Source organism: Vreelandella zhuhanensis (assembly GCF_009793355.1).
GTDB classification, from domain to species: domain Bacteria; phylum Pseudomonadota; class Gammaproteobacteria; order Pseudomonadales; family Halomonadaceae; genus Vreelandella; species Vreelandella zhuhanensis.
The window spans coordinates 289,211-313,042 of sequence record NZ_WTKP01000002.1 but is presented as its reverse complement, the minus strand read 5'-3'; the positions used below and the strand labels follow the sequence as shown (position 1 = coordinate 313,042).

26 protein-coding genes are annotated in these 23,832 nt (G+C 58.5%); 15 read left to right on the top strand and 11 right to left on the bottom strand.

Translation table 11 applies throughout. The annotated features are described in order from the left end of the window. The first annotated feature begins 6 nt into the window (after window positions 1–6). Window positions 7–1,302 carry a tRNA lysidine(34) synthetase TilS gene (gene tilS, locus GPM19_RS03775; protein ID WP_227842117.1) on the top strand — a complete coding sequence of 432 codons (1,296 nt, stop codon included), beginning with the start codon at window positions 7–9 and terminating at the stop codon, window positions 1,300–1,302. Here tilS and ppx read toward each other — a convergent pair. Both ppx and GPM19_RS03765 read right to left on the bottom strand, forming a co-directional pair. Further along, window positions 1,289–2,833, bottom strand: a complete 1,545-nt coding sequence (gene ppx / locus GPM19_RS03770; RefSeq protein WP_160417528.1) for an exopolyphosphatase — start codon at window positions 2,831–2,833, stop codon at window positions 1,289–1,291. The genes tilS and ppx overlap by 14 nt on opposite strands. A 3-nt stretch (window positions 2,834–2,836) precedes the next feature. After that, on the bottom strand, window positions 2,837–3,196 hold the full coding sequence (locus GPM19_RS03765) for a hypothetical protein (protein WP_160417527.1): 360 nt from the start codon (window positions 3,194–3,196) through the stop codon (window positions 2,837–2,839). A 74-nt stretch (window positions 3,197–3,270) separates the two neighbouring features. Between GPM19_RS03765 and rho the strand changes: the two genes are divergently transcribed. The 9 genes from rho to GPM19_RS03725 all read left to right on the top strand — a co-directional run bounded on the left by rho (window position 3,271) and on the right by GPM19_RS03725 (window position 10,674). Next, window positions 3,271–4,530, top strand: coding sequence for a transcription termination factor Rho (gene rho / locus GPM19_RS03760; protein WP_160417526.1), 1,260 nt, complete (start codon window positions 3,271–3,273; stop codon window positions 4,528–4,530). Between the two features lie 31 nt (window positions 4,531–4,561). After that, a complete protein-coding gene (ubiD, locus tag GPM19_RS03755) occupies window positions 4,562–6,052 on the top strand; it encodes a 4-hydroxy-3-polyprenylbenzoate decarboxylase (RefSeq protein ID WP_160417525.1) in 1,491 nt (496 codons plus the stop codon). 72 nt (window positions 6,053–6,124) lie between these two features. After that, a complete protein-coding gene (locus tag GPM19_RS03750) occupies window positions 6,125–6,865 on the top strand; it encodes an NAD(P)H-flavin reductase (protein WP_160417524.1) in 741 nt (246 codons plus the stop codon). A gap of 119 nt (window positions 6,866–6,984) precedes the next feature. Further along, the gene (locus GPM19_RS15515) at window positions 6,985–7,113 is read left to right on the top strand and encodes a hypothetical protein (RefSeq protein WP_264766789.1); all 129 of its coding nucleotides are present in this window, start codon (window positions 6,985–6,987) and stop codon (window positions 7,111–7,113) included. Between the two features lie 93 nt (window positions 7,114–7,206). Then, complete coding sequence (locus GPM19_RS03745) at window positions 7,207–7,344, top strand: hypothetical protein (RefSeq protein WP_160417523.1); 138 nt, start codon at window positions 7,207–7,209, stop codon at window positions 7,342–7,344. 109 nt (window positions 7,345–7,453) lie between these two features. Then, window positions 7,454–8,527, top strand: coding sequence for a 3-deoxy-7-phosphoheptulonate synthase (locus tag GPM19_RS03740; protein WP_160417522.1), 1,074 nt, complete (start codon window positions 7,454–7,456; stop codon window positions 8,525–8,527). Between the two features lie 80 nt (window positions 8,528–8,607). Then, window positions 8,608–9,120, top strand: a complete 513-nt coding sequence (locus GPM19_RS03735) for a DUF3087 family protein (protein ID WP_160417521.1) — start codon at window positions 8,608–8,610, stop codon at window positions 9,118–9,120. A 65-nt stretch (window positions 9,121–9,185) separates the two neighbouring features. Then, window positions 9,186–9,941, top strand: coding sequence for an MliC family protein (locus GPM19_RS03730; protein WP_227842116.1), 756 nt, complete (start codon window positions 9,186–9,188; stop codon window positions 9,939–9,941). Between the two features lie 154 nt (window positions 9,942–10,095). Continuing rightward, window positions 10,096–10,674: a superoxide dismutase gene (locus tag GPM19_RS03725; protein WP_114485945.1), complete on the top strand. Its 579-nt coding sequence runs from the start codon at window positions 10,096–10,098 to the stop codon at window positions 10,672–10,674. A gap of 139 nt (window positions 10,675–10,813) precedes the next feature. Here GPM19_RS03725 and GPM19_RS03720 read toward each other — a convergent pair whose 3' ends face one another. Continuing rightward, entirely contained in the window at window positions 10,814–11,881 is a 1,068-nt protein-coding gene (locus GPM19_RS03720) for a metal-dependent hydrolase (RefSeq protein ID WP_160417520.1), read from the bottom strand. Window positions 11,882–11,957: 76 nt separating this feature from the next. On the opposite strand from GPM19_RS03720, the gene GPM19_RS03715 reads away from it, so the two are divergent. The 3 genes from GPM19_RS03715 to GPM19_RS03705 are packed head-to-tail and all read left to right on the top strand — an operon-like array spanning window position 11,958 to window position 13,363. Then, the gene (locus GPM19_RS03715) at window positions 11,958–12,416 is read left to right on the top strand and encodes a DUF411 domain-containing protein (protein WP_160417519.1); all 459 of its coding nucleotides are present in this window, start codon (window positions 11,958–11,960) and stop codon (window positions 12,414–12,416) included. Between the two features lie 15 nt (window positions 12,417–12,431). Then, window positions 12,432–12,872, top strand: coding sequence for a lactoylglutathione lyase (gene gloA, locus GPM19_RS03710; protein WP_160417518.1), 441 nt, complete (start codon window positions 12,432–12,434; stop codon window positions 12,870–12,872). A 29-nt stretch (window positions 12,873–12,901) separates the two neighbouring features. Further along, window positions 12,902–13,363 (top strand): META domain-containing protein, encoded by a 462-nt coding sequence (locus GPM19_RS03705; RefSeq protein WP_371829347.1) that lies wholly within the window; start codon window positions 12,902–12,904, stop codon window positions 13,361–13,363. Here the strand turns inward: GPM19_RS03705 and GPM19_RS03700 are convergent. From GPM19_RS03700 to GPM19_RS03665, 8 genes are read right to left on the bottom strand one after another with little or no spacing between them, the layout of a single operon-like run. Next, complete coding sequence (locus tag GPM19_RS03700) at window positions 13,347–14,474, bottom strand: FAD-dependent oxidoreductase (protein WP_319928089.1); 1,128 nt, start codon at window positions 14,472–14,474, stop codon at window positions 13,347–13,349. The two genes, GPM19_RS03705 and GPM19_RS03700, sit on opposite strands and share 17 nt — an antisense overlap. Next, window positions 14,471–16,624 (bottom strand): dihydrolipoyl dehydrogenase family protein, encoded by a 2,154-nt coding sequence (locus GPM19_RS03695; RefSeq protein ID WP_160417517.1) that lies wholly within the window; start codon window positions 16,622–16,624, stop codon window positions 14,471–14,473. Before GPM19_RS03695 ends, GPM19_RS03700 begins: the two co-directional genes overlap by 4 nt. 53 nt (window positions 16,625–16,677) lie before the next feature. Continuing rightward, the gene (locus GPM19_RS03690; RefSeq protein ID WP_160417516.1) at window positions 16,678–17,292 is read right to left on the bottom strand and encodes a TIGR04282 family arsenosugar biosynthesis glycosyltransferase; all 615 of its coding nucleotides are present in this window, start codon (window positions 17,290–17,292) and stop codon (window positions 16,678–16,680) included. Next, window positions 17,282–17,974 carry a TIGR04283 family arsenosugar biosynthesis glycosyltransferase gene (locus GPM19_RS03685; RefSeq protein ID WP_264766788.1) on the bottom strand — a complete coding sequence of 231 codons (693 nt, stop codon included), beginning with the start codon at window positions 17,972–17,974 and terminating at the stop codon, window positions 17,282–17,284. The genes GPM19_RS03690 and GPM19_RS03685 overlap by 11 nt, the downstream gene beginning before the upstream one ends. Further along, window positions 17,964–18,587 (bottom strand): ATP-binding cassette domain-containing protein, encoded by a 624-nt coding sequence (locus GPM19_RS03680; protein WP_160417515.1) that lies wholly within the window; start codon window positions 18,585–18,587, stop codon window positions 17,964–17,966. Before GPM19_RS03680 ends, GPM19_RS03685 begins: the two co-directional genes overlap by 11 nt. After that, window positions 18,584–20,266: an ABC transporter permease gene (locus GPM19_RS03675; protein WP_202114670.1), complete on the bottom strand. Its 1,683-nt coding sequence runs from the start codon at window positions 20,264–20,266 to the stop codon at window positions 18,584–18,586. Before GPM19_RS03675 ends, GPM19_RS03680 begins: the two co-directional genes overlap by 4 nt. A 45-nt stretch (window positions 20,267–20,311) precedes the next feature. Next, the gene (locus GPM19_RS03670; RefSeq protein WP_160417653.1) at window positions 20,312–21,520 is read right to left on the bottom strand and encodes an ABC transporter substrate-binding protein; all 1,209 of its coding nucleotides are present in this window, start codon (window positions 21,518–21,520) and stop codon (window positions 20,312–20,314) included. Window positions 21,521–21,525: 5 nt separating this feature from the next. Next, the gene (locus GPM19_RS03665; protein ID WP_160417514.1) at window positions 21,526–22,566 is read right to left on the bottom strand and encodes an aminoglycoside phosphotransferase family protein; all 1,041 of its coding nucleotides are present in this window, start codon (window positions 22,564–22,566) and stop codon (window positions 21,526–21,528) included. Window positions 22,567–23,330: 764 nt separating this feature from the next. On the opposite strand from GPM19_RS03665, the gene GPM19_RS03660 reads away from it, so the two are divergent. Beyond that, on the top strand, window positions 23,331–23,561 hold the full coding sequence (locus tag GPM19_RS03660; RefSeq protein ID WP_160417513.1) for a con-10 family general stress protein: 231 nt from the start codon (window positions 23,331–23,333) through the stop codon (window positions 23,559–23,561). 43 nt (window positions 23,562–23,604) lie between these two features. Beyond that, window positions 23,605–23,808 carry a hypothetical protein gene (locus GPM19_RS03655; RefSeq protein ID WP_160417512.1) on the top strand — a complete coding sequence of 68 codons (204 nt, stop codon included), beginning with the start codon at window positions 23,605–23,607 and terminating at the stop codon, window positions 23,806–23,808. Window positions 23,809–23,832 lie beyond the last annotated feature (24 nt).

Sequence of the window (23,832 nt, the reverse complement as noted above, 5' to 3'; positions counted from 1 at the left end):
AATGCCTTGATTGATGATGCCCTGGCCGACAGCGTGCCGGGGCGTGTTGTCTGGGTGGCGCTTTCCGGCGGCCTGGATTCCTCGCTGCTTTTGACCTTGGCGGCACATGCCTGCCATCGTCATGCACGGCCCTTGTATGCCCTCCACGTCAATCACGGTCTTCAGGCGGCGGCGGCTGAGTTCGAGGTTCATTGTCGGCGTCTGTGTTCGCGGCTGGGGGTGCCGCTTTACGTCGAGCATGTGCGGGTGGAATCCGCCGGGCAAGGGGTTGAGGACGCTGCTCGCAAAGCCCGCTATGGCGCTTTTTCACGGCGTGTGAGAACCGGTGACACCTTGCTGTTGGCTCAGCACCAGACCGATCAGGCGGAAACCTTTCTGCTGGCCGCTCTGCGCGGCAGCGGGGTACGGGGCTTGGCGGCAATGCCCGCTGTCCGCCAGTGGGGTGATGCCCGGCTGGTGCGCCCTTGGCTTGCCATCAGCCGGGCACGGCTAAAGGCCGAAGCCGAGATCGAATTGCTTGCCTGGATGGAAGACCCGACTAACCAAGATACGCGCCTGTCTCGCAATTTTCTTCGCCATATGATTTTGCCGCGCCTGGAGCGGCATTGGCCGCAGGCGGTGAGCAGTCTGGCTCAGACGGCCAAGCAGGCAAGTGAGGCGGATGACTTGCTCGATGAATTGGCTGAAATGGATCTTCAGGCGGCGGGAGGCGAACCGTCACACTTGATGCTGGCCAGTTTGTTGACGCTTTCCAGGGCAAGGCAGCGTCTGCTGATACGTTACGCCTGCCAGCAGCTGGGGCTCGCCACGCCGCCACGCGCACGCATGGACACCTTGCTCGAACAGCTTGAGGCGCGCCATGACGCTCAGCCCCGTGTCGCCTGGGAGCAAGGAGAAGCACGGGTCTGGAAGGGGAGACTGTATCTATCAGCCCCGCTGCAAGCCTTGCCGGCAGGATGGCAGGCCGGTTGGGATGGGCGCTCCCGACTGGCCACTCCCTTGGGGACGCTGGCGTTAGTCGCGCATGAAGCTCCCGAGCCCTCATTTTGTGAACACTCGCTTTATGCCCCAGCGCTTCGTGAAACGACGTTTGAGGTCAGGCTGCGTCGCGGGGGAGAGGTACTGACGATGCCCGGACGTGGCCGACGCGATCTCAAGCGCTTGCTTCAGGAAACTGAGCTTCCGCCCTGGGAGCGCAAGCGCCTGTTGATAGTGACTTTTCAGGGGGTCTGTGTTGCGGTGCTGCGCCCGCCGGGCGAGGTCATCGCTCAGGCGGCGGGCTGGGGCTTCAGGCCTGCTTGAGCGACAGCGCAAACCCTGCGCCTTCCATGTAGCTTTGTTCCTGCTCCAGGTCGGTGAGCAGCAGGGTGGGCTCCTCCGTTTCCGGTAGGGCAAGATGCATGACGTCACCCTTGAGTGTAACTGCCGGTGGCGTGGAGGGTTGTTCCGGGCGAGAGTGGTTGAGTAGCACCGCCAGGCGCAGCAGGCGAGCCAGCCTTGCGTAGCTGGGTTGCAGCGATTTGGGCAATGCCTGCCACTCCTTGAGCGGAAACTTGCGCCGGTGAGCGCGCACCAGAAATGCCAGCAGTTGCTGTTCCGGGCGGGAAAAGCCCGCCAGGTCCGAATGCTCGAGTAAATAGGCCCCATGGCGATGAAACTGGCTATGCGAGATCGCCAGGCCGATTTCATGCACCTGGCAGGCCCAGGCCAGGTAACGTCCCTGGTGTTCATTCAGCTTCCAGGTTTCCTGCACGGCTTCAAACAATAAGTGTGCCGTTGTCGTGACGTTATCCGCTTGGCGGCTATCCACGCCATAGCAACGTTTCAGGGTCTCCAGGCTTTTAAGCCGTGAATCTTCCGCATTGCGGCGCCCGGCCATGTCGTACAGCACGCCTTCTCGTAAGGCGCCATCGGAAAAGCGCATTTGCTTGAGTGAAAAGGCTTCGAAAATGGCGCATAAAATTGCCACCCCGGCGGGAAACACCCGGGCACGGTCGGGCTTGAGTCCCTCGAGAGCGACCTTGTCCAGATGTTTGTGCTTGAGTAGCCGCTCACGCAGCTTGTGCAGGCCTTCGCGGGTGATCAAACCCTCTTGCTGACTGTCGCCATAGGCGTTCAATACGCTGGCGACGGCCTTGATGGTGCCGCTGGAGCCGACCGGGTCCTCCCAGCCCAAACGCTGATAAGGACGTTGGATATTGGCGAGCTCGGAAAGGGCGGCGAGTTCGGCACGCCGCAAGCACTTTGCATTGAGTTCGCCTTCAGGGAAGAAGCGTCGTGAAAAGGTCACGCAGCCCATGCGCAAGCTTTCCAGCGCCTTGGGCTCGAACTGCTCGCCGATGATGAATTCAGTGGAGCCGCCGCCGATATCCACGATCAAACGGCGGCCGTTTTCCGCCAGGGCATGGGCGGCGCCGAGATAGATCAGGCGTGCCTCTTCGCGACCGGCAATGATCTCGATCGAATGCCCCAGCTGGGTTTCGGCGCGTTCAATGAATGCCTGGCTGTTGGCGGCATCACGCAGGGCATTAGTGCCTACGATACGCAAGTTCGCCGGGGGAATGTCTTCCAGAAAGGGGGCGAAACGGCCCAGGCAGTCAAGGGCGCGCTGGATGGCGTCCTCCCCAAGAAAACCCTGTTCATCCAGTCCGGCGGCGAGTTGCACTTTTTCGCCTTCACGGGCGACCACCTGAAGCCGCTCATGTTGATAATTGGCTACCAGCAGGTGAAAACTGTTGGAGCCCAAGTCTATGGCGGCTAAGCGGCTTGGGGCGTCCGATGTGCCCTCGGCAGAAAAAGAGCTCTCGGTGGAAAACGAGGTGTCCTGGAGCATGGGCTATCCTTGGTTGGCTATGGCAAGGTTGCGGGCGAGTTCGGGTGTTGTCAATTCCTCTTGATACCGAGGCTTGCGTTTCCTGCAAGGCTTGACTAACATCGGGTCACTGGCCTGATCCGATGAACTCTCGGTTTTTACCTGCGGTCTATACTCGCGGTTCTTACTTGAGTCTTCCCGATCTTCGATTTCACATGGCAGCCAGATTCCCAAGTCGTCAGATAGCCCGCTGATCCAGCCATTATCCCAGTGCTGATCAGTCAACATGTGCTCGCACTCTCGATTGAGCCTAGAAAAATATCTGGTTTGGTCAACGTCCCTTTCATAACGAGCACCTGTCTTTTTCGGGTCTGAACGCATCACGCGGCGTTTTCTCCTCGCCTCCCGTCTATTCCGGCGCCTTGCGCCAGCTTCCATGAGCAACTTTCAACACACCGATGAATCTCACAGAACTCAAGCAAAAACCCGTTCCCGAGCTGCTGGATATCGCTCGCGAGATGGGTATCGACAATCTGGCCCGTTCGCGTAAACAGGACATCATCTTCGCCATCCTCAAGAAGCATGCCAAAAGTGGCGAGGACATCTATGGCGACGGTGTGCTGGAAATCCTCCAGGATGGCTTCGGCTTCCTGCGCAGTGCGGATAGCTCCTATCTGGCCGGCCCGGATGACATCTATGTCTCCCCGTCGCAAATTCGCCGATTCAATCTACGCAAGGGCGACTGCATTTCCGGCAAGATTCGACCGCCAAAAGAGGGTGAACGCTATTTCGCTCTGCTCAAGGTCAGTCAGATTAATTTTGACCGCCCGGAAAACGCCAAGCACAAGATCCTGTTCGAGAACCTGACGCCGCTGTTCCCCGATGAACGGATGGTGATGGAAATCGGCAACGGTTCTACCGAAGATCTGACCGCACGCATCATCGATCTCACCGCACCGATCGGCAAAGGCCAACGCGGCCTGCTGGTGTCGCCGCCCAAGGCGGGCAAGACCCTGATGCTGCAGAATATCGCCACCTCGATCACCCGCAATAGCCCGGAATGTCATCTGATCGTGCTGTTGATCGATGAGCGCCCGGAAGAAGTCACCGAAATGTCGCGTACCGTGCGCGGGGAAGTGGTGGCCTCTACCTTCGACGAACCGCCGGCGCGTCACGTCCAGGTTGCCGAGATGGTGATCGAGAAGGCCAAACGTCTGGTCGAGCACAAGAAAGACGTGGTAATCCTGCTGGATTCCATCACTCGCCTGGCGCGGGCCTATAACACCGTGGTGCCCAGCTCCGGCAAGGTGCTTACCGGCGGTGTCGATGCCCATGCCCTGGAAAAGCCCAAGCGCTTCTTCGGTGCGGCACGCAACATTGAGGAAGGCGGCAGCCTGACGATCATCGCCACGGCACTGGTGGATACCGGTTCGAAGATGGACGAAGTGATCTTCGAGGAATTCAAGGGCACCGGCAACATGGAAGCTCACCTTGATCGCAAGCTGGCGGAAAGACGGGTGTTCCCGGCAATGAACATTCGCCGCAGCGGTACACGCCGCGAAGACCTGCTGGCCTCGGAAGACGAAATGCAGCGCATGTGGATTCTGCGCAAGCTGCTCAATCCGATGGAAGATACGGCGGCTACCGAATTCCTGATTGACCGCTTGAAGGATACCAAGACCAACCTGGAATTCTTCGAAGCCATGAAACGTCGCTGATCGCGTCAGCTATGACCCAGAGAGGCCTGCCGTGAAGTACAAGGATTTACGTGAGTTCATCACCGCTCTCGAGGCCGCTGGTGAATTGAAACGTGTCACTGTCGAAGTCGACCCTTATCTGGAAATTACCGAGATATGTGACCGCACCTTGCGTGCCGGTGGTCCTGCGCTGTTATTCGAGAACGTCAAGGGTTATGAGATGCCGTTGCTGGGCAATCTCTTCGGGACCCCCAGGCGAGTAGCCTTGGGCATGGGGCAGGATTCAGTGGAGGCGCTGCGTGAAGTGGGCAAGTTGCTCGCCTTCTTGAAAGAACCCGACCCACCCAAGGGCTTGAAGGACGCCTGGGACAAGCTGCCGATCTTCAAGCAGGTGCTCAGCATGGGGCCGAAGAACGTACGTCGAGCGCCCGTGCAGGACGTGGTCTACGAAGATGATGAAGTGGATCTCGGCCGTTTACCCATCCAGCACTGCTGGCCGGGTGATGCGGCACCTCTCATCACCTGGCCGTTGGTGATCACCCGGGGGCCGCATAAAACGCGCCAGAACCTGGGCATCTACCGACAGCAGAAAATCGGCAGAAACCGCCTGATCATGCGCTGGTTGTCGCATCGGGGCGGCGCGCTGGATTTTCTCGAATTTCAGAAGGCCCATCCCGGCGAGCCATTTCCGGTGGCGGTGGCGCTGGGCGCCGATCCGGCAACGATTCTTGGCGCGGTGACACCGGTACCCGATACGCTCTCCGAATACGCGTTTGCAGGCCTTCTGAGAGGCTCGCGGACCGAGTTGGTCAAAGGCGGTCATGTTGACCTGGACGTGCCGGCATCGGCGGAAATTATTCTGGAAGGCTTTATCTACCCTGACGACATGGCGGCGGAGGGGCCGTTTGGCGATCACACCGGCTATTACAATGAAGTCGATCATTTTCCGGTATTTACTGTCACCCGCATGACCATGCGTCGTGACGCCATCTATCATTCAACCTACACCGGCCGGCCGCCGGATGAGCCGGCGATTCTGGGTGTGGCACTCAATGAAGTCTTCGTGCCGATACTGTGCAAGCAGTTCCCGGAAATCGTCGATTTCTATCTGCCTCCGGAAGGTTGCTCCTACCGCATGGCGGTGGTGACCATCAAAAAGCAGTACCCCGGCCATGCCAAGCGGGTGATGATGGGCGTCTGGAGCTTTCTGCGCCAGTTCATGTATACCAAATTCGTGGTGGTACTCGATGATGATGTCAATGCCCGCGATTGGCAGGATGTGATCTGGGCGATCACCACGCGAATGGATCCTGCTCGCGATACCGTCCTGGTGGAGAACACACCCATCGATTACCTCGATTTCGCTTCTCCGGTCTCCGGGTTAGGGTCAAAGATGGGATTGGATGCCACCAACAAATGGCCCGGAGAAACTCAGCGTGAGTGGGGGACTCCCATCGTGATGGATGAGGCGGTCAAGGCGCGTGTCGACAGTCGCTGGGATGAGTTGGGAATCGATATCCCCTTGCCCAGGGCGCGTCATTGACGTTCTTGGCGGCTATTTTCTTTTATGACATCAAACCATTTTTCTCTCCCCTAAAAAACTGTAAGAGACGCTATGAGCGCAAGGATACTGACCTGCCAGGTTACCGCCGTTGAAGATCTTAGCCCCGACGTGCTCGGGGTGACCCTGCAAGGTCGACCCGAAGCCATGCAGCATGCGCCGGGGCAGTACCTGGAGTTACAGCTGGACGAGGACACCTGGGTCCCGTTTTCGATCGCCAGCGCCGAGCGCGGTGATGGTGTGATAGAGCTGCATATCCAGCACTGGCCTGAGCGTGAGAATTCCGCCCGGCTGCGTGAATTGCTGCAAGTGGCCAACCGGCTCAATGTGCGCCTGCCCGGTGGCAAGAGCGTGCTGGACCTGGAAAGCCAGCGCCCTCTGCTACTGATTGCCGCGGGTACCGGTTTCGCCCAAATGAAGGCGATCATTGAAGCGGCAGTGCATCATCAGCCTGAACGCAAAATCTCGCTATGGTGGGCGGTACGCGAATGGCGCGACCTCTATCATGAGCAGCTCGCCAGTGAATGGGCTCGGACGCTGTCCCAGGTCAGTTTTCATGCCGTCACCGAAAGTCCGCTGGAAGCGGCGTTGCCCGCGGATAATGCCAGTTGGCATCATCTAGGGCGTATCGACAGGGTGCTGGCGCAAGAGATCGACGATCTCCAAGGGTGGGATGTCTACCTTTCCGGCTCGCCGCCGATGGTGTATGCCTGCCTCGACGTTCTGGAAGAAAAAGCGCTGGAGGCCGATCGCGTGTTTTCCGATGTATTCGCCTACGCACCGCGCAAGGCCTGAATCACGTTCTCGCTGAATGAAGCTCGATTGGTTAAACTTGTCTGTTGACCGTGTCGCTTTACCCCCGACAACATGGCATATGGCTCAGGCCGTAATACATAATAGATAAGGAAGCTTCAATGGCTCATCATGACGAAAACTTCAAGGATCCCTCAGGATTGCCGTCGATCATTCTCGGCTTGATTGTATTGGTCAGCATGGCGGCATTGCCGGCGACCATCGGCTGGGTACAAGTATTTACCGGCTGAAGGGTTGCCATCCGTGAATCCGACAGGCAGGATTGATTCATCGAATGACATATGACCCGGCTCACCCCGGTTAATCCAAGACAGGAAGCTCTCATGATTGTGACACGTTTTTCTCTCGACACAGCTAGCATGTCGGCCTTTGCCGACAAGGGTGCTGTGTTGAAGAAAGCGTCCGCTCAGGCCTATTTCTGGTATTGGTTTAGCTACGGTGTGCCCATGGCCGACGCCTAGCGTCGCGTCGACAGGCACACCCTTCAAGGGTCGCCTGCCGAAAACAAGAAAGCCCCGGTCGGCAACCCCGACCGGGGCTTTTTTATTTTTTAACCATGGAGAATTGATAATGAACGCCCCCGCAAGCCAAGCTCTTGCCGTCACCGAAACGCTCTTGTCCAGGGATACCCCAGCCTCAGTGAATTACTTGCCCACGCCCGCTCAGCTGCGCGCATCCATCGATCTTTCTCCGGCACTCGAAGCGCGTATCCAGCAGCAGCGCGGCGCGGTCAATGCAATTCTCGACGGCAGTGATGATCGCATGCTGGTAGTGGTTGGTCCTTGCTCCATCGATAATCCCAGGGCAGCACTGGAATATGCCGACCGCCTGGCTGTGTTGAGCGAAGAAGTGGCGGATACGCTATTGCCGGTAATGCGGGTTTACGTAGAGAAGCCGCGCACCACCGTGGGCTGGAAGGGGCTGGCCTACGACCCACATCTCGATGGAAGTGGTGACATGGCGCATGGCCTGACGCTTTCCCGCCAATTGATGCATGACGTGGCGGAACGTGGCTTGCCGGTCGCCACGGAACTTCTTCAGCCGATGCTTGCCCCTTACCTCGAAGACCTGTTGAGTTGGGTGGCGATTGGCGCGCGCACCACGGAATCACAATTGCATCGTGAACTGGCAAGCGATTTGCCTGCCGCGGTAGGCTTCAAGAACGCCACCAGTGGCGATGTGCAAGTGGCGCTTGATGCCATGATGGCGGCAAAGCATCCTCATCAGCGTTTCGCCCTGGAGGCCAATGGTCGCCCCACGGTTCAGCAAAGCGCGGGTAACCCTCATACGCATCTGGTACTGCGCGGTGGCCACGGTGAGCCCAACTATCAGAGCGACCATGTGGCGGCTGCCACGCGAGCGCTGCGCAAGGCCGGGCTCAACCCGCGCCTGATGGTGGATTGCAGCCATGCCAATGCGCGCAAGGACCATCGCCGCCAGGTGGAAGTCATGCTGGATGTATTAGCCCAACGTCAGGCGGGCAATCCGCATATCGCTGCCTTGATGCTGGAAAGCCATTTGCATGAAGGCAAGCAACCGCTCAAGCCGGGCGCCATGCGTTACGGTGTTTCGGTGACCGATGCCTGCCTGGGCTGGGAAACGACCGAGCGCCTGCTGAAACAAGCCGCCGAGCGGCTGGGCTGAGCAATACCCATCTCGGTGCTTTGTTTAGCACCGCCTGCGCCGTATCATGAGGGACTTTTGATATAGTAGAGAGACTCCGTATGGCGTTTTACTTGGAAGAGCATGACCCGGAAACCTACCGGCGCAAGGGACGCTTGATCAGTCTGGCGATGGCTGGGCAGCTAATCGTACTGGGCTTGGTATTTTCCCAATTATTGGTGGCCACGTTCGGTAGCAGCCTGTGGCTGAACGCGCTAGGGGTATTGCTGGGACTGCTTGCCACCGGTGCAACGTTCACCGTACTTAAGGATCGGCCATGGATGAAAGAAGTACGCTACGTCTGGCAGCTTAAACATCATCTAGGCCAGATCAGCGGCTACCTGCCGGGTTTGCGCAAGGCAGTTGAAGAAGGCAACACCACCGCGCTGGATCTACTGACTTTTTATCATCAGGGCATGGCGCAGCTGGCCGAACTCAACGGCCGTACGCCGGATGATGACTCCGAGCGACTTGCCGAAAAGATGCAGGTACGTCTGAAGCGGGAAGAAAAAGGGCTTCCCGATAAGGTCAATGGCTTTGATCCGTTGGATCTCCAAGCCTTCAAGCGTGGCTGAGCCCCGTTTCGCCCAGGCTGTTTTTCGCTTGGACTATTTTGTCGCCCCGATGTGGAGTATCGATTTTGCCTTTTGCCTACTTTTCCGCATGCTTGCCCGCCGCCTTGTTCGTGTTACTGAGTGGCTGTGTCGCCCCGGCGGCGAGTACAGCCCCCACAGCTCCGTCGAATAAGGCCTCCGGCTCGGCCGGTACTTCCTTCAATGCCGCGCCTTTGTTGCCCTCGTCTTTTTTTGCCGGTGGTGCCGAGCAATTTTCCGCCTGGCAGTGTCAGCCGGCCAATCAGCATTTGGTTACCGCCACCACAGGCAGCGACGAGCTTCGGTTATGGTCATTGCACGGTGCCTGGCAACTGCCGGCGGCCGTGGTGGCCAGTGGCGCACGTTATCAGGCGGGTGATATCAGCTTCTGGAATCGGGGCGAGCGGGCACAGGTGGAAACCCCGCGTGGCCAGCTGCAATGTCGGTTGACCACACAACGCGACGCCTTCACGCGTAGCGACCACCCTGGAGTGATGTTTCGTGGGCAAGGCAACGAGCCGGGTTGGTGGGTGGAACTGGCGCATGACACTCCGACGCTGTCATTGGTGCTGGATTACGCGACTCACGAGGCAACCCGTGCCTATCGCGTTAGCGTCATGGACAATGAAAACGGGCGAGTGGTCCTGGAAAGTACCCGGCCCGACCAGCCGTTTCGTCTGCGCCTGGAAGCCGGTGCCTGCTTTGACGGCATGAGTGGAAAACCCTTTCCCGCCAGGGTGACATTAACCTTCGAGGGCACTCAATATAGTGGCTGCGGCCAGGGGATCGCCCCCGGCAGCTAGTTTTTCTTGCATAGGCAGGGACTTGCGCGAAAGGCTCAAAGTCGTTAGGTTGAGTGGCGCGTCAAGCCGTGACGCTTGCCCGTCCACTTTCGAGATTCAAGTGAGATGGGGGCAAGATAGCAAATGAAAAAAATCCCTATAAGGAGCTTCACCCATGGCGTTTGAATTGCCTGCCCTGCCGTATGAAAAAAATGCTCTCGAGCCGCATATCTCCGCCGAGACGCTCGAATATCATTATGGCAAACATCACCAGACTTATGTCAACAAACTCAATGAGTTGACCGAAGGCACCGACGACGCCAAGAAATCTCTGGAAGAGATCATCAACGCCTCCTCGGGTGGCCTGTTCAACCAGGCGGCACAGGTGTGGAACCACACTTTTTACTGGCATTGCCTGTCGCCCAACGGCGGCGGTGAGCCGACAGGCGCTCTGGCCGATGCCATCAATGCCAAGTTCGGCTCCTTCGAGGAATTCAAGAAGACCTTCAATGCCAATGCGGCGGGTAACTTCGGTTCCGGTTGGACCTGGCTGATCAAGACCGCCGATGGCGGTGTCGATATCGTCAACACCAGCAACGCCGACACCCCCATTGCTCACGGTCAGACGCCAATCATGACTATCGATGTGTGGGAGCATGCTTATTACATCGATTACCGTAACGCCCGGCCCAAGTACCTGGAAAATGTCTGGAACGTGCTTAACTGGGACTTCGTCGCTCAGAACTTTGCCTGAGACGTAACGCAAGCCCGCTAACACGACACCGCTTGAATGCAGCTCAATCGAATACGCTGCCCCAAGCCGTGAAAACCCCGCGAAAGCGGGGTTTTGTGTTTCTGGTCACTAACTGTTCCTGCTCAACGGCTGTTCCTGCTCAACAACTGCGGTCAGGCTCGATATGCCAACGCGGTTCGACAAAATCGCCCGGGCATAGCGCTGTGGGGCGGCCCAAAGCGCGGCGGGCGAGCCGCACCAAGACCTCCAGTTGCATGTCGCGTGATGTGTCCACCAATCTGGGTGCTTCCAGTGCCTGCCAGCGCCTCTCATCACGTCTCGCTAAGGTAAAGCTGAACGGATAGAAACCGGGAAAGCCCAGACGGATGTCCGTGGCCACCAAGGTGAGCTGTTCATCGATCAGCTCCGTGGCGTAGCGCAGGAAGGGTCCGGCAAACCAGTCTAGACGTTGCCCATGCCGCGTTCCCAGGGCGAGCGGCTCAAGTTGGGCGCCGCGATGAAATCGCGCCAGGTACGGCTGATGGTCGCCATCGAACACGCTGATCAGGCTTTCATGATGCTCATCCTGGGCAATGATCGTGACTCGCCACAACAGGATATTGAAGGGCGTGGGTTGAACCAAACGGGGAGCTTGCTGCAGCCCATGCTCAGCGAGTACCGGCGCCAGGCGGTATTCCACCCATTGCTTGGCACCTGTCGCCAGCAGCAAGTAAAAGCAAGAGATAGCCAGCCCCCAGGCACAGGCACGCTGCACCCGATGACCGACTAGCGCCACACCGAACCCGAGCAGAAGGGGAAGGCTGTAAAGAGGGTCGATGATAAAAATGGTCGGCCAGGCCACCGGTGGTGTGGCCGAAGGCCAGAACAATTGGGTGCCGTAGGTGGTCAAAGCGTCGAGCAGCGGATGGGTAGCAAGCCCCAGGATAAAAAACCACCACCAGCGCGTCAGTGAGATATCGCGGGCCGGGGCGAAACGCGCGGCCAGAAGCGCCAGAAGTGTGCCCAGCAGGGTGAGGACCCACAGCGAATGAGTGAAGCCACGATGCTCGGTCATGTTGCTCACGGCATCGCCGTAATCCAACGCTATATCCAGATCGGGCAGGGTGCCCAGCAATGCCCCGATCACGACGGCCTTGCGTCCCAGACGCTTACCCAGCAAGGTACCGCCGACCGCGGCCCCGAGTGCCGCCTGAGTCAAGGTATCCACGGCTTTCTCCTATCAGCAATCACAGCTAAGATGGGGAATCATTTAACTATACCGTTTTATTCAAAAGGTCGTCGCCATGTCACATTCTCGTATAAACAAGCTGTTATCCGGTGCTTGTCTGCTGGCGGTGTTCGCGGGGGCTTCACCGGCCTTTGCCGACCCTGTCATCGAAGTGCACAGCGACCCCAATTGCGGCTGTTGCGGCGCCTGGGTGGAACATTTGCAAGACAATGGTTTCGAGGTGGCGCATCACAAAGAGCCCGATATGCGCTCGATCAAGATAGAACAGGGCGTCGCCCCGGAATTGGCTTCCTGTCACACCGCCATGGTCGAAGGTTATGTGATCGAAGGCCATGTGCCGGCAGCGGATATCAAGCAACTGCTGGAACAGCGCCCGGATATCGCCGGGCTGAGCGTGCCGGGTATGCCGCACGGCACCCCGGGTATGGAAACTGGCCGTGTGGATGACTATGCGGTGCTGAGCTTTACTCGCGATGACCGGACCCCGGAAATCTTCCGCGAATATACCCACTGAGCAAGGAGAGTCACTATGCAATACCTGCATAGCATGCTGCGTGTCAGTGACCTGGACGCCTCACTGCATTTTTACTGCGATCTGTTGGGTCTCAAGGAAGTGCGCCGCAAGGAAAGTGAAAAAGGCCGTTTCACGCTGGTGTTTCTGGCGGCCCCCGACGATCAAGCCAGCTCCGAGGAGCATCAGGCTCCCGAGATCGAACTGACCTACAATTGGGACCCGGAAACCTATACGGGTGGGCGCAATTTCGGTCACCTGGCTTATCGTGTCGAGGATATCTACGCCTTATGCCAGCACCTGCTGGATAATGGTGTGACCATCAATCGCCCGCCGCATGATGGGCATATGGCGTTCGTCAAAAGCCCCGATGGCATCTCCATCGAACTGCTGCAAAAAGGCGATGCCCTTGCTCCCCGGGAGCCTTGGGTGTCCATGGAAAAGACCGGTACCTGGTAACAGGCCGGCACTTGTTAAGCGAGATATTGATGATGAAAAGCGCATACCGTATCGCCCCGCTGGCAGTCCTGGCGGCGGTGATTTTGGGGCTTGTGGGTTGCAGCAGTACCCCGGATACCCAACGCCTGGATGAGCCGTCATCGCAAGGGCTTTTTGGCCCGGTGGTGGAGCAGCGCTGGAATCTGCTCCTGGTAGGCACGAATGAGCGACTTTCCATGCCGGAAACGCCGTACTTTCGTATCGAGGCCAACGGCAAGCTGAGCGGCCACGATGGCTGCAACCGCTTCAGCGGCGAAGTGGCATTGGGCGACAACCAGCGTATCGAAGTGAGCGAATTGGCCACCACGCGTATGGCCTGCCCACAGCTGGAAGATGCACAGCGAGTCACCAATATGCTGGAAACGGCCTATCGCTACCTGATCGACCATGACCGCCTGGTGTTCTTCGGCCCCGACAGCCGGGTGCTGGGCGGTTTCAGAAAGGCCGGTTGAAGCGGGCGATAAAGCGCGCATCGATGCGTTTTTTCCAGCGCCACACCCAGCGCCCGGAAAATCCGATAAAACCGCGGCTGGCAATGGCTCGGCCATCGCCGGTACCGATCAAGGCGAGTACGCGCCTGGGTGGTTGCCAGGGCTTGAGTGCCTGGCCATGGCAGGCGTGGCGCAGGTTTTCAGCCAGAGGTGGCCCCATGCGTACCGCATAGACGCCGGCATTGGGCAACGGCGGGTCGAAGGCCGTGCAGTCCCCGGCGGCAAACAGCTGAGGCATGCCGCTTACTGTCAGGGTGTTTTCTACCTTGATGAAGCCTTTTTTATCCAGCGGTAAGTCACTTGCGACAAGCCAGCCATGGCCGACCGCACCAGTGGCCCAGAGCACGATATCCGCCGGATGTTGCCGCCCCTGGTGATCGCGTACTGCGCCTTTAACGAGCGCTTCTCCCCGTGAGTTTCCTTGCCAGGTCACACCCGCTTGCTTGAGCGCGCGCCTCACCAGCGCGCGCGGCAAGCGGCCCGCCTCGGGCAGTGGCTGCTTTCCCGCACTCATCAAGGTGCCGCGCCAGATGATATCCGGGCGCTGTGACCTGAGTTGTGTCAGGACGCTCATCAGGGTTTCGCATCCCGCCGCACCGCCACCCACCCCAAGCACGCGGCGCTCGGTCCCACCCGGCCAGGCCTGTACTGTTTCCAGCAAGTCTTGCCAGCGCCGTTGAAGCTCATTCAAGGGGCGCATGGCCAGAAGGTACGGCGGGGAATCGCTTTGCTGCGCTGGTCTTTCAAGGGTCGAGCCGACATTGAGAGAGGCGATATCAAAACTGATTTTCTCACCGCCAGCCAATGTTACATGGCGGTTTGCACCGTCGACCGCCACCGCGGGCTCCACAATCAAGCGGGCACCGGCCCGCTCGCATAAAGCGGCGATATCGATCTGCGCTTCTTCCAGGGAGCATTCCCCGGCCAGCCAGGCGGGTACACAACCGGAATAGGCGGCCTTGGGGCGATCGCTGATCAGCGTCAGCTCAATGCCCGCATCCGGGCGTTCGGCGAAAGCTTCCAGCACGAAGGCATGGGCGTGTCCGGCACCGACCAGCACCAGTTTCTTCACGAAGACACCTCATCATCCTTGCGCCGCCAGGCAAAGTAGCGCTTTAGCAGGCGCAACAAGCGCTCGGGTTTGTGGGCGTTCTTCCATACCCCGGCCGTTGCCTTGGCGGCTTCGCCCAGGGTGGGGTAGGGGTGAATGGTGCCCAATAACTTGTTCAACCCCAGGCCGTGCTTCATGGCCAGGGTGAATTCCCCCAGCCATTCTCCGGCATTTTCGGCCACGATGGTCGCGCCCAGAATGCGATCACGCCCGGGCACCGTCAGTACCTTGATAAAGCCTTGCGTCGCGCCTTCGGCGATGGCCCGGTCGCTTTCTTTCATGGCGTAATGAGTGAGCTCATAATCAATGCCTTTGGCCTTGGCCTGCTTTTCGTTGAGCCCCACCCGGGCGACTTCCGGTTGCACATAGACAACCGCCGGCATGAAGCGATAATCCACGGCAAAGCTCTTGAGTTCGCCGAACAGCGCATTGACCGTGGCGTGCCAAGCCTGATGAGCGGCGGCATGCGTCAGCTGGTAAGGCCCGGCGAGATCACCGCAGGCCCAGATATTGGGCATGCGGGTCTGCAGGCGGTTATTCAGCTCCAGCGTGCCTGACTCAGAAGCACTGATGCCCAGCGCCTCCAATCCCAGCCCTTGGGTATTGGCCTGGCGCCCCACGCTGACCAGCAGCCGGTCGAAAGGCAGTGTACGACGCTTTCCGTCATGTTCGATCACCAAAGCGTGGCCTTCATCGGTGGCAATCACTTCCAGTGCCTTTGCCTGGGTAAGCACATCGATTCCTTCGCTGCCGAGTACCTGGGTGACGTGTTCGCCGACCTCGCTGTCTTCGCCGCCGAGCAGTTGATCTGCGCCCTCCACCAGGCTGACCCGGCTACCCAGGCGTGCGAAGCTCTGGCTCAATTCGCAGCCGATAGCGCCCCCGCCAAGCACCACCAGACGCTCGGGCAACGTCGTCAGTGACCAGAGGTTTTCCGAGGTGAGCACGTCGATCTGCTCTATTCCCGGCAGGTGCGGCACCTTCGGCCGGGCGCCGGTGGCCAGGACGATATGCCGGGCGTTGAGAATCTTGTCGCCGACCTGAACTTCCCAGGGCGAAACCAGGGTGGCGCTGTCCTGAATGACATCCACCCCAAGCCCGGTATAGCGCTCTACGCTGTCGTGAGGGGCGACGTTGGCAACGGCTTCATGCACATGGCCCATGACCGCCGCAAAATCGACCTCGGGTTGCTGGGTCTTGATGCCGAAGCGATGGGCATTGCGAACCTCATGGGCGCTACGCGCGGCGCGTATCAGCGCCTTGGAAGGCACACAGCCGGTATTCAGACAGTCGCCGCCCATCTTGTCGCGTTCGACCAGCGCGACCTTGGCCTTGACCGCACTGGCGATATAGCTTGCCACCAGGCCGGCGGAGCCCGCGCCGATCACCAGGATGTCGTAGTCAAAGTGCTTGGGCCGAGTGAACCCCCGATACATCTTGCGCCGCTGAACCAGCAGCACCAGGCGCCGGGCGACCCAGGGGAACACCGCAAGCAAAGCAAAAGAAGCCAAGAGCGACGGCGACAGTACCCCGCCCAGGGATTCCAGTTCGCCCAGCTGTCCCCCGGCATTTACATAGACCAAGGTGCCCGGCAGCATGCCGACTTGGCTCACCCAGTAGAAGGTGACGGTCTTGATTCGCGTCAGGCCCATCACCAGGTTGATGATGAAAAAGGGAAACACCGGTACCAGGCGCAAGGAGAAAAGGTAAAGGGCGCCATCGCGCTGGATACCGCGATTGACCGTTTCCAACTGGCGAGGAAAGCGCTGCTCGATAAGCTTGCGAAACAGAAACCGTGACAACAGAAAGGCGAGCGTCGCCCCGATGGTGCTGGCGAAGGAAATGATCAAGAGCCCCCAGCCCAGGCCGAACAAGGCGCCGCCCAACAGCGTCAGCAGGGTGGCGCCGGGCAGCGAAAGCGTGGCCATCACCACGTAAATCGCAAAGAAGCCCCCGCCGACCTGCCAGGGGTGCTGCACGAACAGCTGTTGAAACTGAGCTTGATACGCCTGGAGGTTGGCCAGGGTGAAAAATTCATCGAGGCCGGTCAGAAAGAAGGCAGCGATGGCAAGCGCCACCAGGGCGGCAATGAACAGGCGTTGTCTCGTCACGGGCGTATCTCGTAGGAGGAATGAATAGCTAGGTCGTTGGAAACACGCAAACCTTACAGCAGCGATACGTTAAGTGCTTGCCAGCGCGCCCAGTCTTCAGGGTGATCAATGTCCCAGAGGGTAGCCGGGCAGGCAAGCGACAGCCCCAGTTGCTGGATGCGTTGGTGAGTCATCGCCATGACCTGAGCGCTTCCCCAGGCGATTTCCCTGAACAGCTCCGGCTGGGGGTGGGTCATGCCGATCAACCCATAACCGCCGTCTTCGGCAGGCAATATCACTACGTCATGGTCGGCGAGTGCTTGGCTACAGTGCCGCAGCAGCGCAGGGCTAATCAGCGGGCAATCGCTGCCCATCAACAATGTCGGCCCTGGCGCGCGGCTTAGCGCATGCAACATCCGCGCACCCAAATCGCCTTCCGGCTGGGGCGCCAGGCTTACGGCATAGTGCGCTTGAAGCTCGATGAACAAGGGATGAGCGTGATCCAGCGCCGTCCAGAGGGTGATTTGAGAGCCTGCAAACGCCTGACAGGCGGTGGCCACGCTATGTCGCACCAGGTCGGCATGAATCCGGGCGGCTCGTTGCGCCCCCACGCCTGGAATCAAACGCGTCTTTGCCTGGCCGGGCAGTGGCGCCTTGGCCAGAATACCCAACTGAATGTCAGCGTGCATGACGGTACTCCTCTGCCAGACGCTCGGCGGTCTCACCCCGCCAGTAGCGGTAACGTAGCCGCCACATCAGTAAAATGGTCTTCCAGGCGCCATGCTTATCCCAGCGCCTTCCGGCACTGGTGACTTTCTGCCCCAGGCAGGCGGGTCTTGAAAGCCGCTTGAGCTTGCGTGATATCTCGATATCCTCCATCAGCGGCTGGTCGAGAAACCCGCCGACCCGCTCAAAGGCATTTCGGGTCATGAACATCGCCTGGTCGCCGGTGGCAATCCCGGTGAGCCGCGAACGCCGGTTCATCATGGCGCTGATCATGGGCAGCATGGAACTGGCACCGCTCAAATGAATATCGAATCGCCCCCACACTCGATTGCCGCCCAATGCCCGGGAAATCGCGGGCAGGGCGTCTTCAGGCAGGCGTGTATCGGCGTGCAGAAACAGCAACCACTCACCGCTGGCTGCATAAGCCCCGAGGTTCATCTGCCGCGCGCGGCCAACCGGGCCTTCCAGCACCTGATCGGCAAGCGGACGGGCGAGGGTGAGGGTGGCATCTTGACTGCCACCATCCACCACGATGACTTCCACGCCGCCGTGTCGTAGCGGAATAAGCGCTTCGAGTGTCGCAGCGAGCGTGCCTGCCTCGTTCAAGACGGGCATCACGATGCTCAGGTGATGTTCAGAGTTCAATCAGTGACCCTCCCGCTGCCTGGGCGTCTTCCTGATCATGGGTGACCAACAGGCTGGGCAGGCTCGCTTCGCGCAGCTGGCTGAATACCAAGTCGCGCATTTCCCTACGCAGGGTGGTATCCAGCTTGGAAAAAGGTTCATCCAGCAGTACCGCGCAGGGTTTGGAAAGCAGCAGGCGCATCAAGGCGACACGCGACTTCTGGCCCCCGGAAAGGGTGGCCGGGTCGCGATTGCCGAAGCCGCTCAGGTTGATCTGTTCAAGCGCCTGCTCAATGCACTCGGCCTTGTTCGGTGTACGTTGCGGCAGGCCGAATCCCAGGTTACCGGCCACGCTCAAGTGCGGGAATAACAGTGGGTCCTGAAACAGCAGCCCCACCCCGCGAGACTCCGCCGGTAAATGGGTGATGTTGCGATTTCCCAGCCATACTTCCCCTTCGGCTTGAAAGGTGGGCGACAGGAAGCCTGCCACATAAGCCAGAAGCGTGGACTTTCCCGAGCCGGAAGGGCCCATCACGGTGAATACCTCGCCAGGAGAAATGATTTGATCCACGGCGACCAGACAGCGGTTTTCCAGCTGGATGCGTACCTGTTTCAAGATCAACGAATCGTTCAAGGCGCACCTCGCATGCCGCTTCGGTTGGCCCACAGCAATCGAGGCAAGCCGATTGCCAGCATGAAGCCGATTAACGGGAGCACAGCCTGCACCAATGCCCAGACGCCGATCAAGCGACGGTTGCCGCCTGAGGCGAGCGACACCGCCTCGGTGGTAATCGTCGTGACACGCCCGCCGCCGAGTAGTTGTGTAGGCAGATACTGGCCGATGCTTATGGCGAGCCCCACGGCCACGGCGGTGAGAATCGGGGCCAGCAGCAACGGTAGGCGCACTTGAAAGAAGGTGCGCAGTCGGGAAACGCCCAGGGTGCGCGAAAGCTGAAACCAGCGCGGATCGAGACGCCGGTAGGCTTCGGCAAGCGATAGGTAAAGGTAGGGCAGAACGAAGAGTAAATGTCCGGCCACCACCAGCCCTAGCTGCGGGCGTATCCCCAGGCTTTCCGCCGCCACCACCAACCCGAACAGAAAGGCGACCTGAGGCACGATCAACGGCAGATAAAGTAGCCACAGGGCGCGTGAAGGCGGGATCTGTCGCCGGTATTCATTTTCCAGCGTGGCGAGTACCAGCACCAGGGCGAGCAAGGTGGAAGCGCAGGCAATGGCCGCCGTCGTGAACAGGGGGGATTGCAAGGACGGCAAGGCACGCAACCAATGCACAACCACAAAATCTTGCGGCAATGCCTCGGGAAAGCGCCAGAAGCCGGCAAAGGAGAACAGAGCCAGGCCGCCGATCGCGGCAAAGGCGGTCAGCGTGGTCAGCAGAATCAACCCACGGCCTGCAATGCGCAGGGGGAGCTCGCCGCCCCTGCGGTTGCCACGCTCGATCCAGTGCTGCATCGAGCGGCGAGCCAGGGTTTCCAGCCCCCACCAGGTCGCCAGGGCGGCGATGGTGACGCCCAATTGCAGCACCGCCCCTGCCGAGGCCATGAAGCGGCGGGTCAAGTCCGGGTCATGAAACCATTGCAAGACCGATACGCTGAGCGTGGAGGGCAGGGTCGGCCCCAGAATCATCGCCATATCGACAACCGAGGACGCATAGGCGATCACCGCATAGACCGGTAGGCGAATCAGCGGATAAAGCGCCGGCAACACCGCCTTGAACCAGGCAATCGTGGGTCGATAGCCCAGCGAGCGGGCCATCATGACGCGCTGCGCCGGGTTCAGTTGAGGCAGGGCGGCCAGGCTCATCAGCAGCAGAAAGGGTATCTCTTTCAGGACGAGCCCTGCCATGAGCGTCAATCCCCAGGCATCGTTGACGATCAATAAATCCGGCGGACGCTCCCAGCCGGTCAGCGCCGGCGAGATAAAGCGTGAAATCAGCCCTGAAGGCGCGATCAAAAATGCCAGCCCAAACGCCGTGGCGGCGTGGGGAATAGATAGTAACGGCGATACCAGGCGCCGAATCGCACGGTCCAGCCGTGAGCCGCTGGCGGCGGCTAGAAACAGCACCACGATACTCAATGACACAGTTGTGGTGACAAGCCCGGTGGAGAAACTCACCCACACCGAGCGCCCCAGCCCCGGCTGGGCGAAGAGTTCACGCCATGGCGCCAGGCTCAGGGTCTCGCCGCCGAGCACCGGTAGATAACCGAAGGCGGGAAGCAGCATCATGGCGAGCCCCGCCATTACCGGGCCGACCAGCAACGCCATGGTAATGGCGGGGGCGAGCCTTACCAGCATGAAGGCATCCGACCGGCGTTATGGAATGTGTTTATGGGGCAACTCTCAATTGCCCACATAGCGCTCTTGCCAGGCTTCCTGCAGGGCGGTCATCCAGCTTGGGTGTGGCTCGGGCAAGGTGTTGGCCAATGCCTCCGGCGCCAGCATGGCAGGGTTGCTCTCATCGATGGCGAAGCGTTCGCGCTCACTCGCGTCCAGGGTGCTCATGTCGAGGACGGTGCGGTCTCCCCATACATCGATGTCCTGTTTATGGGCTTGAGCTTCAGGCGAAAGCAGGAAGTTAGCCAGCAGCATGGCACCTGCCTTGTGTGGCGAGTTGTAGGGAATGGCGACGAAATGCACATTGCCCAGCGTGCCTCCTTCAAGCACATAACTGCGCGTGCTTTCGGGCAGCTCATAACCGGCAACGGCGGCAGCGGGTTCGGAAGGATAAAAGGTAAACGCCAGTGACAGCTCACCATTGCTCATCAAGGTACGCAGGGTGGGCCCGGCATCGGGAAAGGCACGGCCACTGCGCCAGAGGTGTGGGTGCAACGCATCCAGATAAGCCCAGAGCGGTGCGGTGACGGCCTCGAAATCGCTCTCTTCCATTGGCGCATAGAGGGCTTCGGGATTATCACTGAGTTCGATCAATGCCTGTTTGAGAAAGGTGCTGCCGGTGAAGTCGGGAATGCGTGGGTAAGTGAATTCACCAGGGTTGGCTTCAGCCCAGTCGAGGAGTTCGGCCATGTCGGTAGGCGGTGTCTCGATACGCTCGCTGTCGTAATAAAACGTGATCTGGGCCTTTCCCCAGGGCGACTCATAGCCCTGCGTGGGCAAGGTGAAGTCGGTGATTACCTCGGGGTTTGCATCGGCGTTGGTCAGCGCGAAGTTGGGTAGCGATTCCGCAAAAGGCCCGTACAGCAAGTCGTTCTCACGCATGGCGGCGAAATTTTCGCCATTGATCCAGATGAGATCCACGCTGCCGTCAGCGTCATTGCCCGCCTGCTTTTCCGCCAGTACGCGCGAGACGGCGCGGCTGGTGTCATTGAGTTTCACGTGACGTACATCGACATCATGTTCACGCTGCATTTGCTCGGTGACCCACTCGATATAGCGATTGGTATGGGTGTCGCCACCCCAGGCATTCCAGTAGACGGTCTGGCCTTGCGCTTGTTCAAGCACGGCGTTCCAGTCGCTGGGGTCGGCGGCACTTGCGCTATGCACGGGCAGGGCGAACAGCAAGGCAAGGGCTGCAAACGGCAAGGTAGGCATGGACATCACAAGGTTCCTTTCAATTGTTCAAATTCATTTTGCACGTGAACGATGGCGTCTTGTGACAAGTAATGATCGACCCGATCACGTACATGGGTAATCAAGTTGTCGTCGCTCAATTCGGATGACCAATCCTCGCCGCGTTGGCGAGCGTCGCGGGTTTCCAGATGGCTAGCTCGCCATTTGGCACACCAGGTCAATGACCACAGCCAGGTGGCGCGACGACAAGCCAGAAGCGTCTCGGCGCTGACGCTTTCAGGCATGGCCGCTTGCCAGCCTCGATAAAAAGCCAGCACCTGCTCGCTATCCAGTATGGCGCGGTTGGTGATATCCCAGGTGGTCGAGGTATAAAGGCTGGTATGGGCCAGATCGATACCCGGCAGGCCATAGCGACATTTTTCCAAGTCTACCAGGATGGCTCGGTTATCCGGAGTCACCAGAAAATTCCCGGGATGGGTATCGAAGCTTATCAGCGAGGGGCTGGCCTCCTCGAGGCCTTTCGGCAGGGCGGCAAGTTCGGCCTGGATTGCCCGGATAACCTCGCGGGGAAGACAGGCCGATTCCAGCCATCTTGCTTGAACTTCCACTTCATTGCGCATGGCGCCCCAAGGGTCGGCGGGCGCGAGCAACGGCATACGCTGCGCTTGGGGAGGAAGTGGAAGACTGTGCAGGCTCGCCAATGCCTTGGCAATCAATGCAAGGTCTTGCGGCAAACGCGCCAAGCGTCCATCGATGGCTTCCACCAACAGCGCCCCACGCGGCAGCGACTCACTGGGTGCAAGCATTCCATGAAAATGCGGGGTATGCTCACCCTGGCTGGTACGCTGATAACAGGCCGCTTGATAGTCGAGATTGGCCTGGGGGGGCAGGTTCATCTGGCTCTGCTTGGGCAGGCGTGCCACCCAGTCGGCACCTTCGCGGGAAATCCATATGTGGTCATGGGCCAGGCCGGTGTCGGGCATGGGGTCAAGATTATGGAACGCAATGCCCGCCTGGTGCAGCTCGGCCGCCAGCGCATTGAGGCGTGTCTCTGAAAGTGTCGGCATAGAAACGTCTGTTGTCCGTGAAAAGCGGCTGTCTTGAGTCTTCAAGAAAGGCTGCTTGAAAAATTTGGTTTAGAAAATCTTTCTTGCAGACCCTTGTGCCGGAAAAGGCTTGGCATACTTGGGTGTCGCTGCATGGCAAGACCTTACACTGCCGGGACAGGAAAATTTCGTCAAAAATAATTTTTGGGTGCCGGGTAGCGCCTTCTTGACAGTGAGGCGAGACTCGCCAGGGACACCATTCCTTCTGCTTTTGGCCTTCTCTTGATCGCATGGAAGGTGACGTTGGCTCATGCTCACGGATTATACCTTTCGTTATTATCTTTAAGTATTAAGTGGTTCTGATGCTTAAATGTGTGGTCAATGCATTCGTGAATGTTACTTTAGTAAATAAATTTTATTTTATTTTTAAGCGTATGTTTTTCTGCTATTTATTAGAATTTTTAACGTAGGTTGTTTTTTATGTTTTATAAGACGGAAAAATGATGAGATTTTTATTTGTTATTCAGTAGCCTAGGAAAGTGCTGGAAATGTCCGATTAACCTTGATCAATAAAAATATAATATTTTACTATTAGTTTGAACATTTGCTTACTTTGGTTAACAATAATAAGTTTGAAGCTGTCTAGCTGGCTACCTATGTTTATACTGCTAGTTCAAAAATAGACGTTAGTAGAAGCTGGGTTGCCGAAGCTATGAAAGGAAGAGCAAGAGGAGTTAGTGACATAGCTATTAATGGCATAACTCTAAACTCTAAGGAGGTTCGAAATGGCACAGCAAAACAATCCTGGCAATTTCGCCAATGATCCCGAGAAAGCTTCTGAAGCAGGCCAGAAAGGTGGTCAGCATAGCGGCGGCAATTTCGCCAATGACCCTAAAAAGGCTTCCGAAGCGGGTAAGAAAGGCGGTCAGCATAGCGGTGGCAACTTCGCCAATGACCCCATAAAGGCTTCTGAAGCAGGTAAAAAAGGCGGCCAGAAGAGCGGCGGACAGCACTGATGCTGTCTGCTTGACGTCTCGTATCTTACAGAGGAGGTAATGCATGGCCAGTCCTGTAAAAGACAAAGATTTCGATTTGATCAGTACGCTATATCATGCCTTGCAAGGGGCGGAACTTAGCGAACAGTATGCCTCTGATGCACAAATAGAGTCTGATCAGGAAAATCACGAGTTCTTTACCAAGGTGGCAAAGGATTATGCCAATATCGCACAAGAAGCGAAAAGATTGGTAAAGGATAGGCTTTAATACATTTTAAGTTACCAATAAATG

What these genes read in the sequence shown, in the direction of transcription:
- GPM19_RS03655 (WP_160417512.1), top strand. Translation starts at nt 23,605, where the DNA reads ATGGCCAGTCCTGTAAAAGACAAAGATTTCGATTTGATCAGTACGCTA.
- GPM19_RS03665 (WP_160417514.1), bottom strand. Translation starts at nt 22,566, where the DNA reads ATGCCGACACTTTCAGAGACACGCCTCAATGCGCTGGCGGCCGAGCTG.
- GPM19_RS03675 (WP_202114670.1), bottom strand. Translation starts at nt 20,266, where the DNA reads ATGCTGGTAAGGCTCGCCCCCGCCATTACCATGGCGTTGCTGGTCGGC.
- GPM19_RS03690 (WP_160417516.1), bottom strand. Translation starts at nt 17,292, where the DNA reads ATGCACGCTGACATTCAGTTGGGTATTCTGGCCAAGGCGCCACTGCCC.
- rho (WP_160417526.1), top strand. Translation starts at nt 3,271, where the DNA reads ATGAATCTCACAGAACTCAAGCAAAAACCCGTTCCCGAGCTGCTGGAT.
- GPM19_RS03670 (WP_160417653.1), bottom strand. Translation starts at nt 21,520, where the DNA reads ATGCCTACCTTGCCGTTTGCAGCCCTTGCCTTGCTGTTCGCCCTGCCC.
- GPM19_RS03660 (WP_160417513.1), top strand. Translation starts at nt 23,331, where the DNA reads ATGGCACAGCAAAACAATCCTGGCAATTTCGCCAATGATCCCGAGAAA.
- GPM19_RS03750 (WP_160417524.1), top strand. Translation starts at nt 6,125, where the DNA reads ATGAGCGCAAGGATACTGACCTGCCAGGTTACCGCCGTTGAAGATCTT.
- GPM19_RS03705 (WP_371829347.1), top strand. Translation starts at nt 12,902, where the DNA reads ATGATGAAAAGCGCATACCGTATCGCCCCGCTGGCAGTCCTGGCGGCG.
- GPM19_RS03735 (WP_160417521.1), top strand. Translation starts at nt 8,608, where the DNA reads ATGGCGTTTTACTTGGAAGAGCATGACCCGGAAACCTACCGGCGCAAG.
- GPM19_RS03745 (WP_160417523.1), top strand. Translation starts at nt 7,207, where the DNA reads ATGATTGTGACACGTTTTTCTCTCGACACAGCTAGCATGTCGGCCTTT.
- GPM19_RS03715 (WP_160417519.1), top strand. Translation starts at nt 11,958, where the DNA reads ATGTCACATTCTCGTATAAACAAGCTGTTATCCGGTGCTTGTCTGCTG.
- ppx (WP_160417528.1), bottom strand. Translation starts at nt 2,833, where the DNA reads ATGCTCCAGGACACCTCGTTTTCCACCGAGAGCTCTTTTTCTGCCGAG.
- gloA (WP_160417518.1), top strand. Translation starts at nt 12,432, where the DNA reads ATGCAATACCTGCATAGCATGCTGCGTGTCAGTGACCTGGACGCCTCA.
- GPM19_RS03740 (WP_160417522.1), top strand. Translation starts at nt 7,454, where the DNA reads ATGAACGCCCCCGCAAGCCAAGCTCTTGCCGTCACCGAAACGCTCTTG.
- GPM19_RS15515 (WP_264766789.1), top strand. Translation starts at nt 6,985, where the DNA reads ATGGCTCATCATGACGAAAACTTCAAGGATCCCTCAGGATTGCCGTCG.
- GPM19_RS03725 (WP_114485945.1), top strand. Translation starts at nt 10,096, where the DNA reads ATGGCGTTTGAATTGCCTGCCCTGCCGTATGAAAAAAATGCTCTCGAG.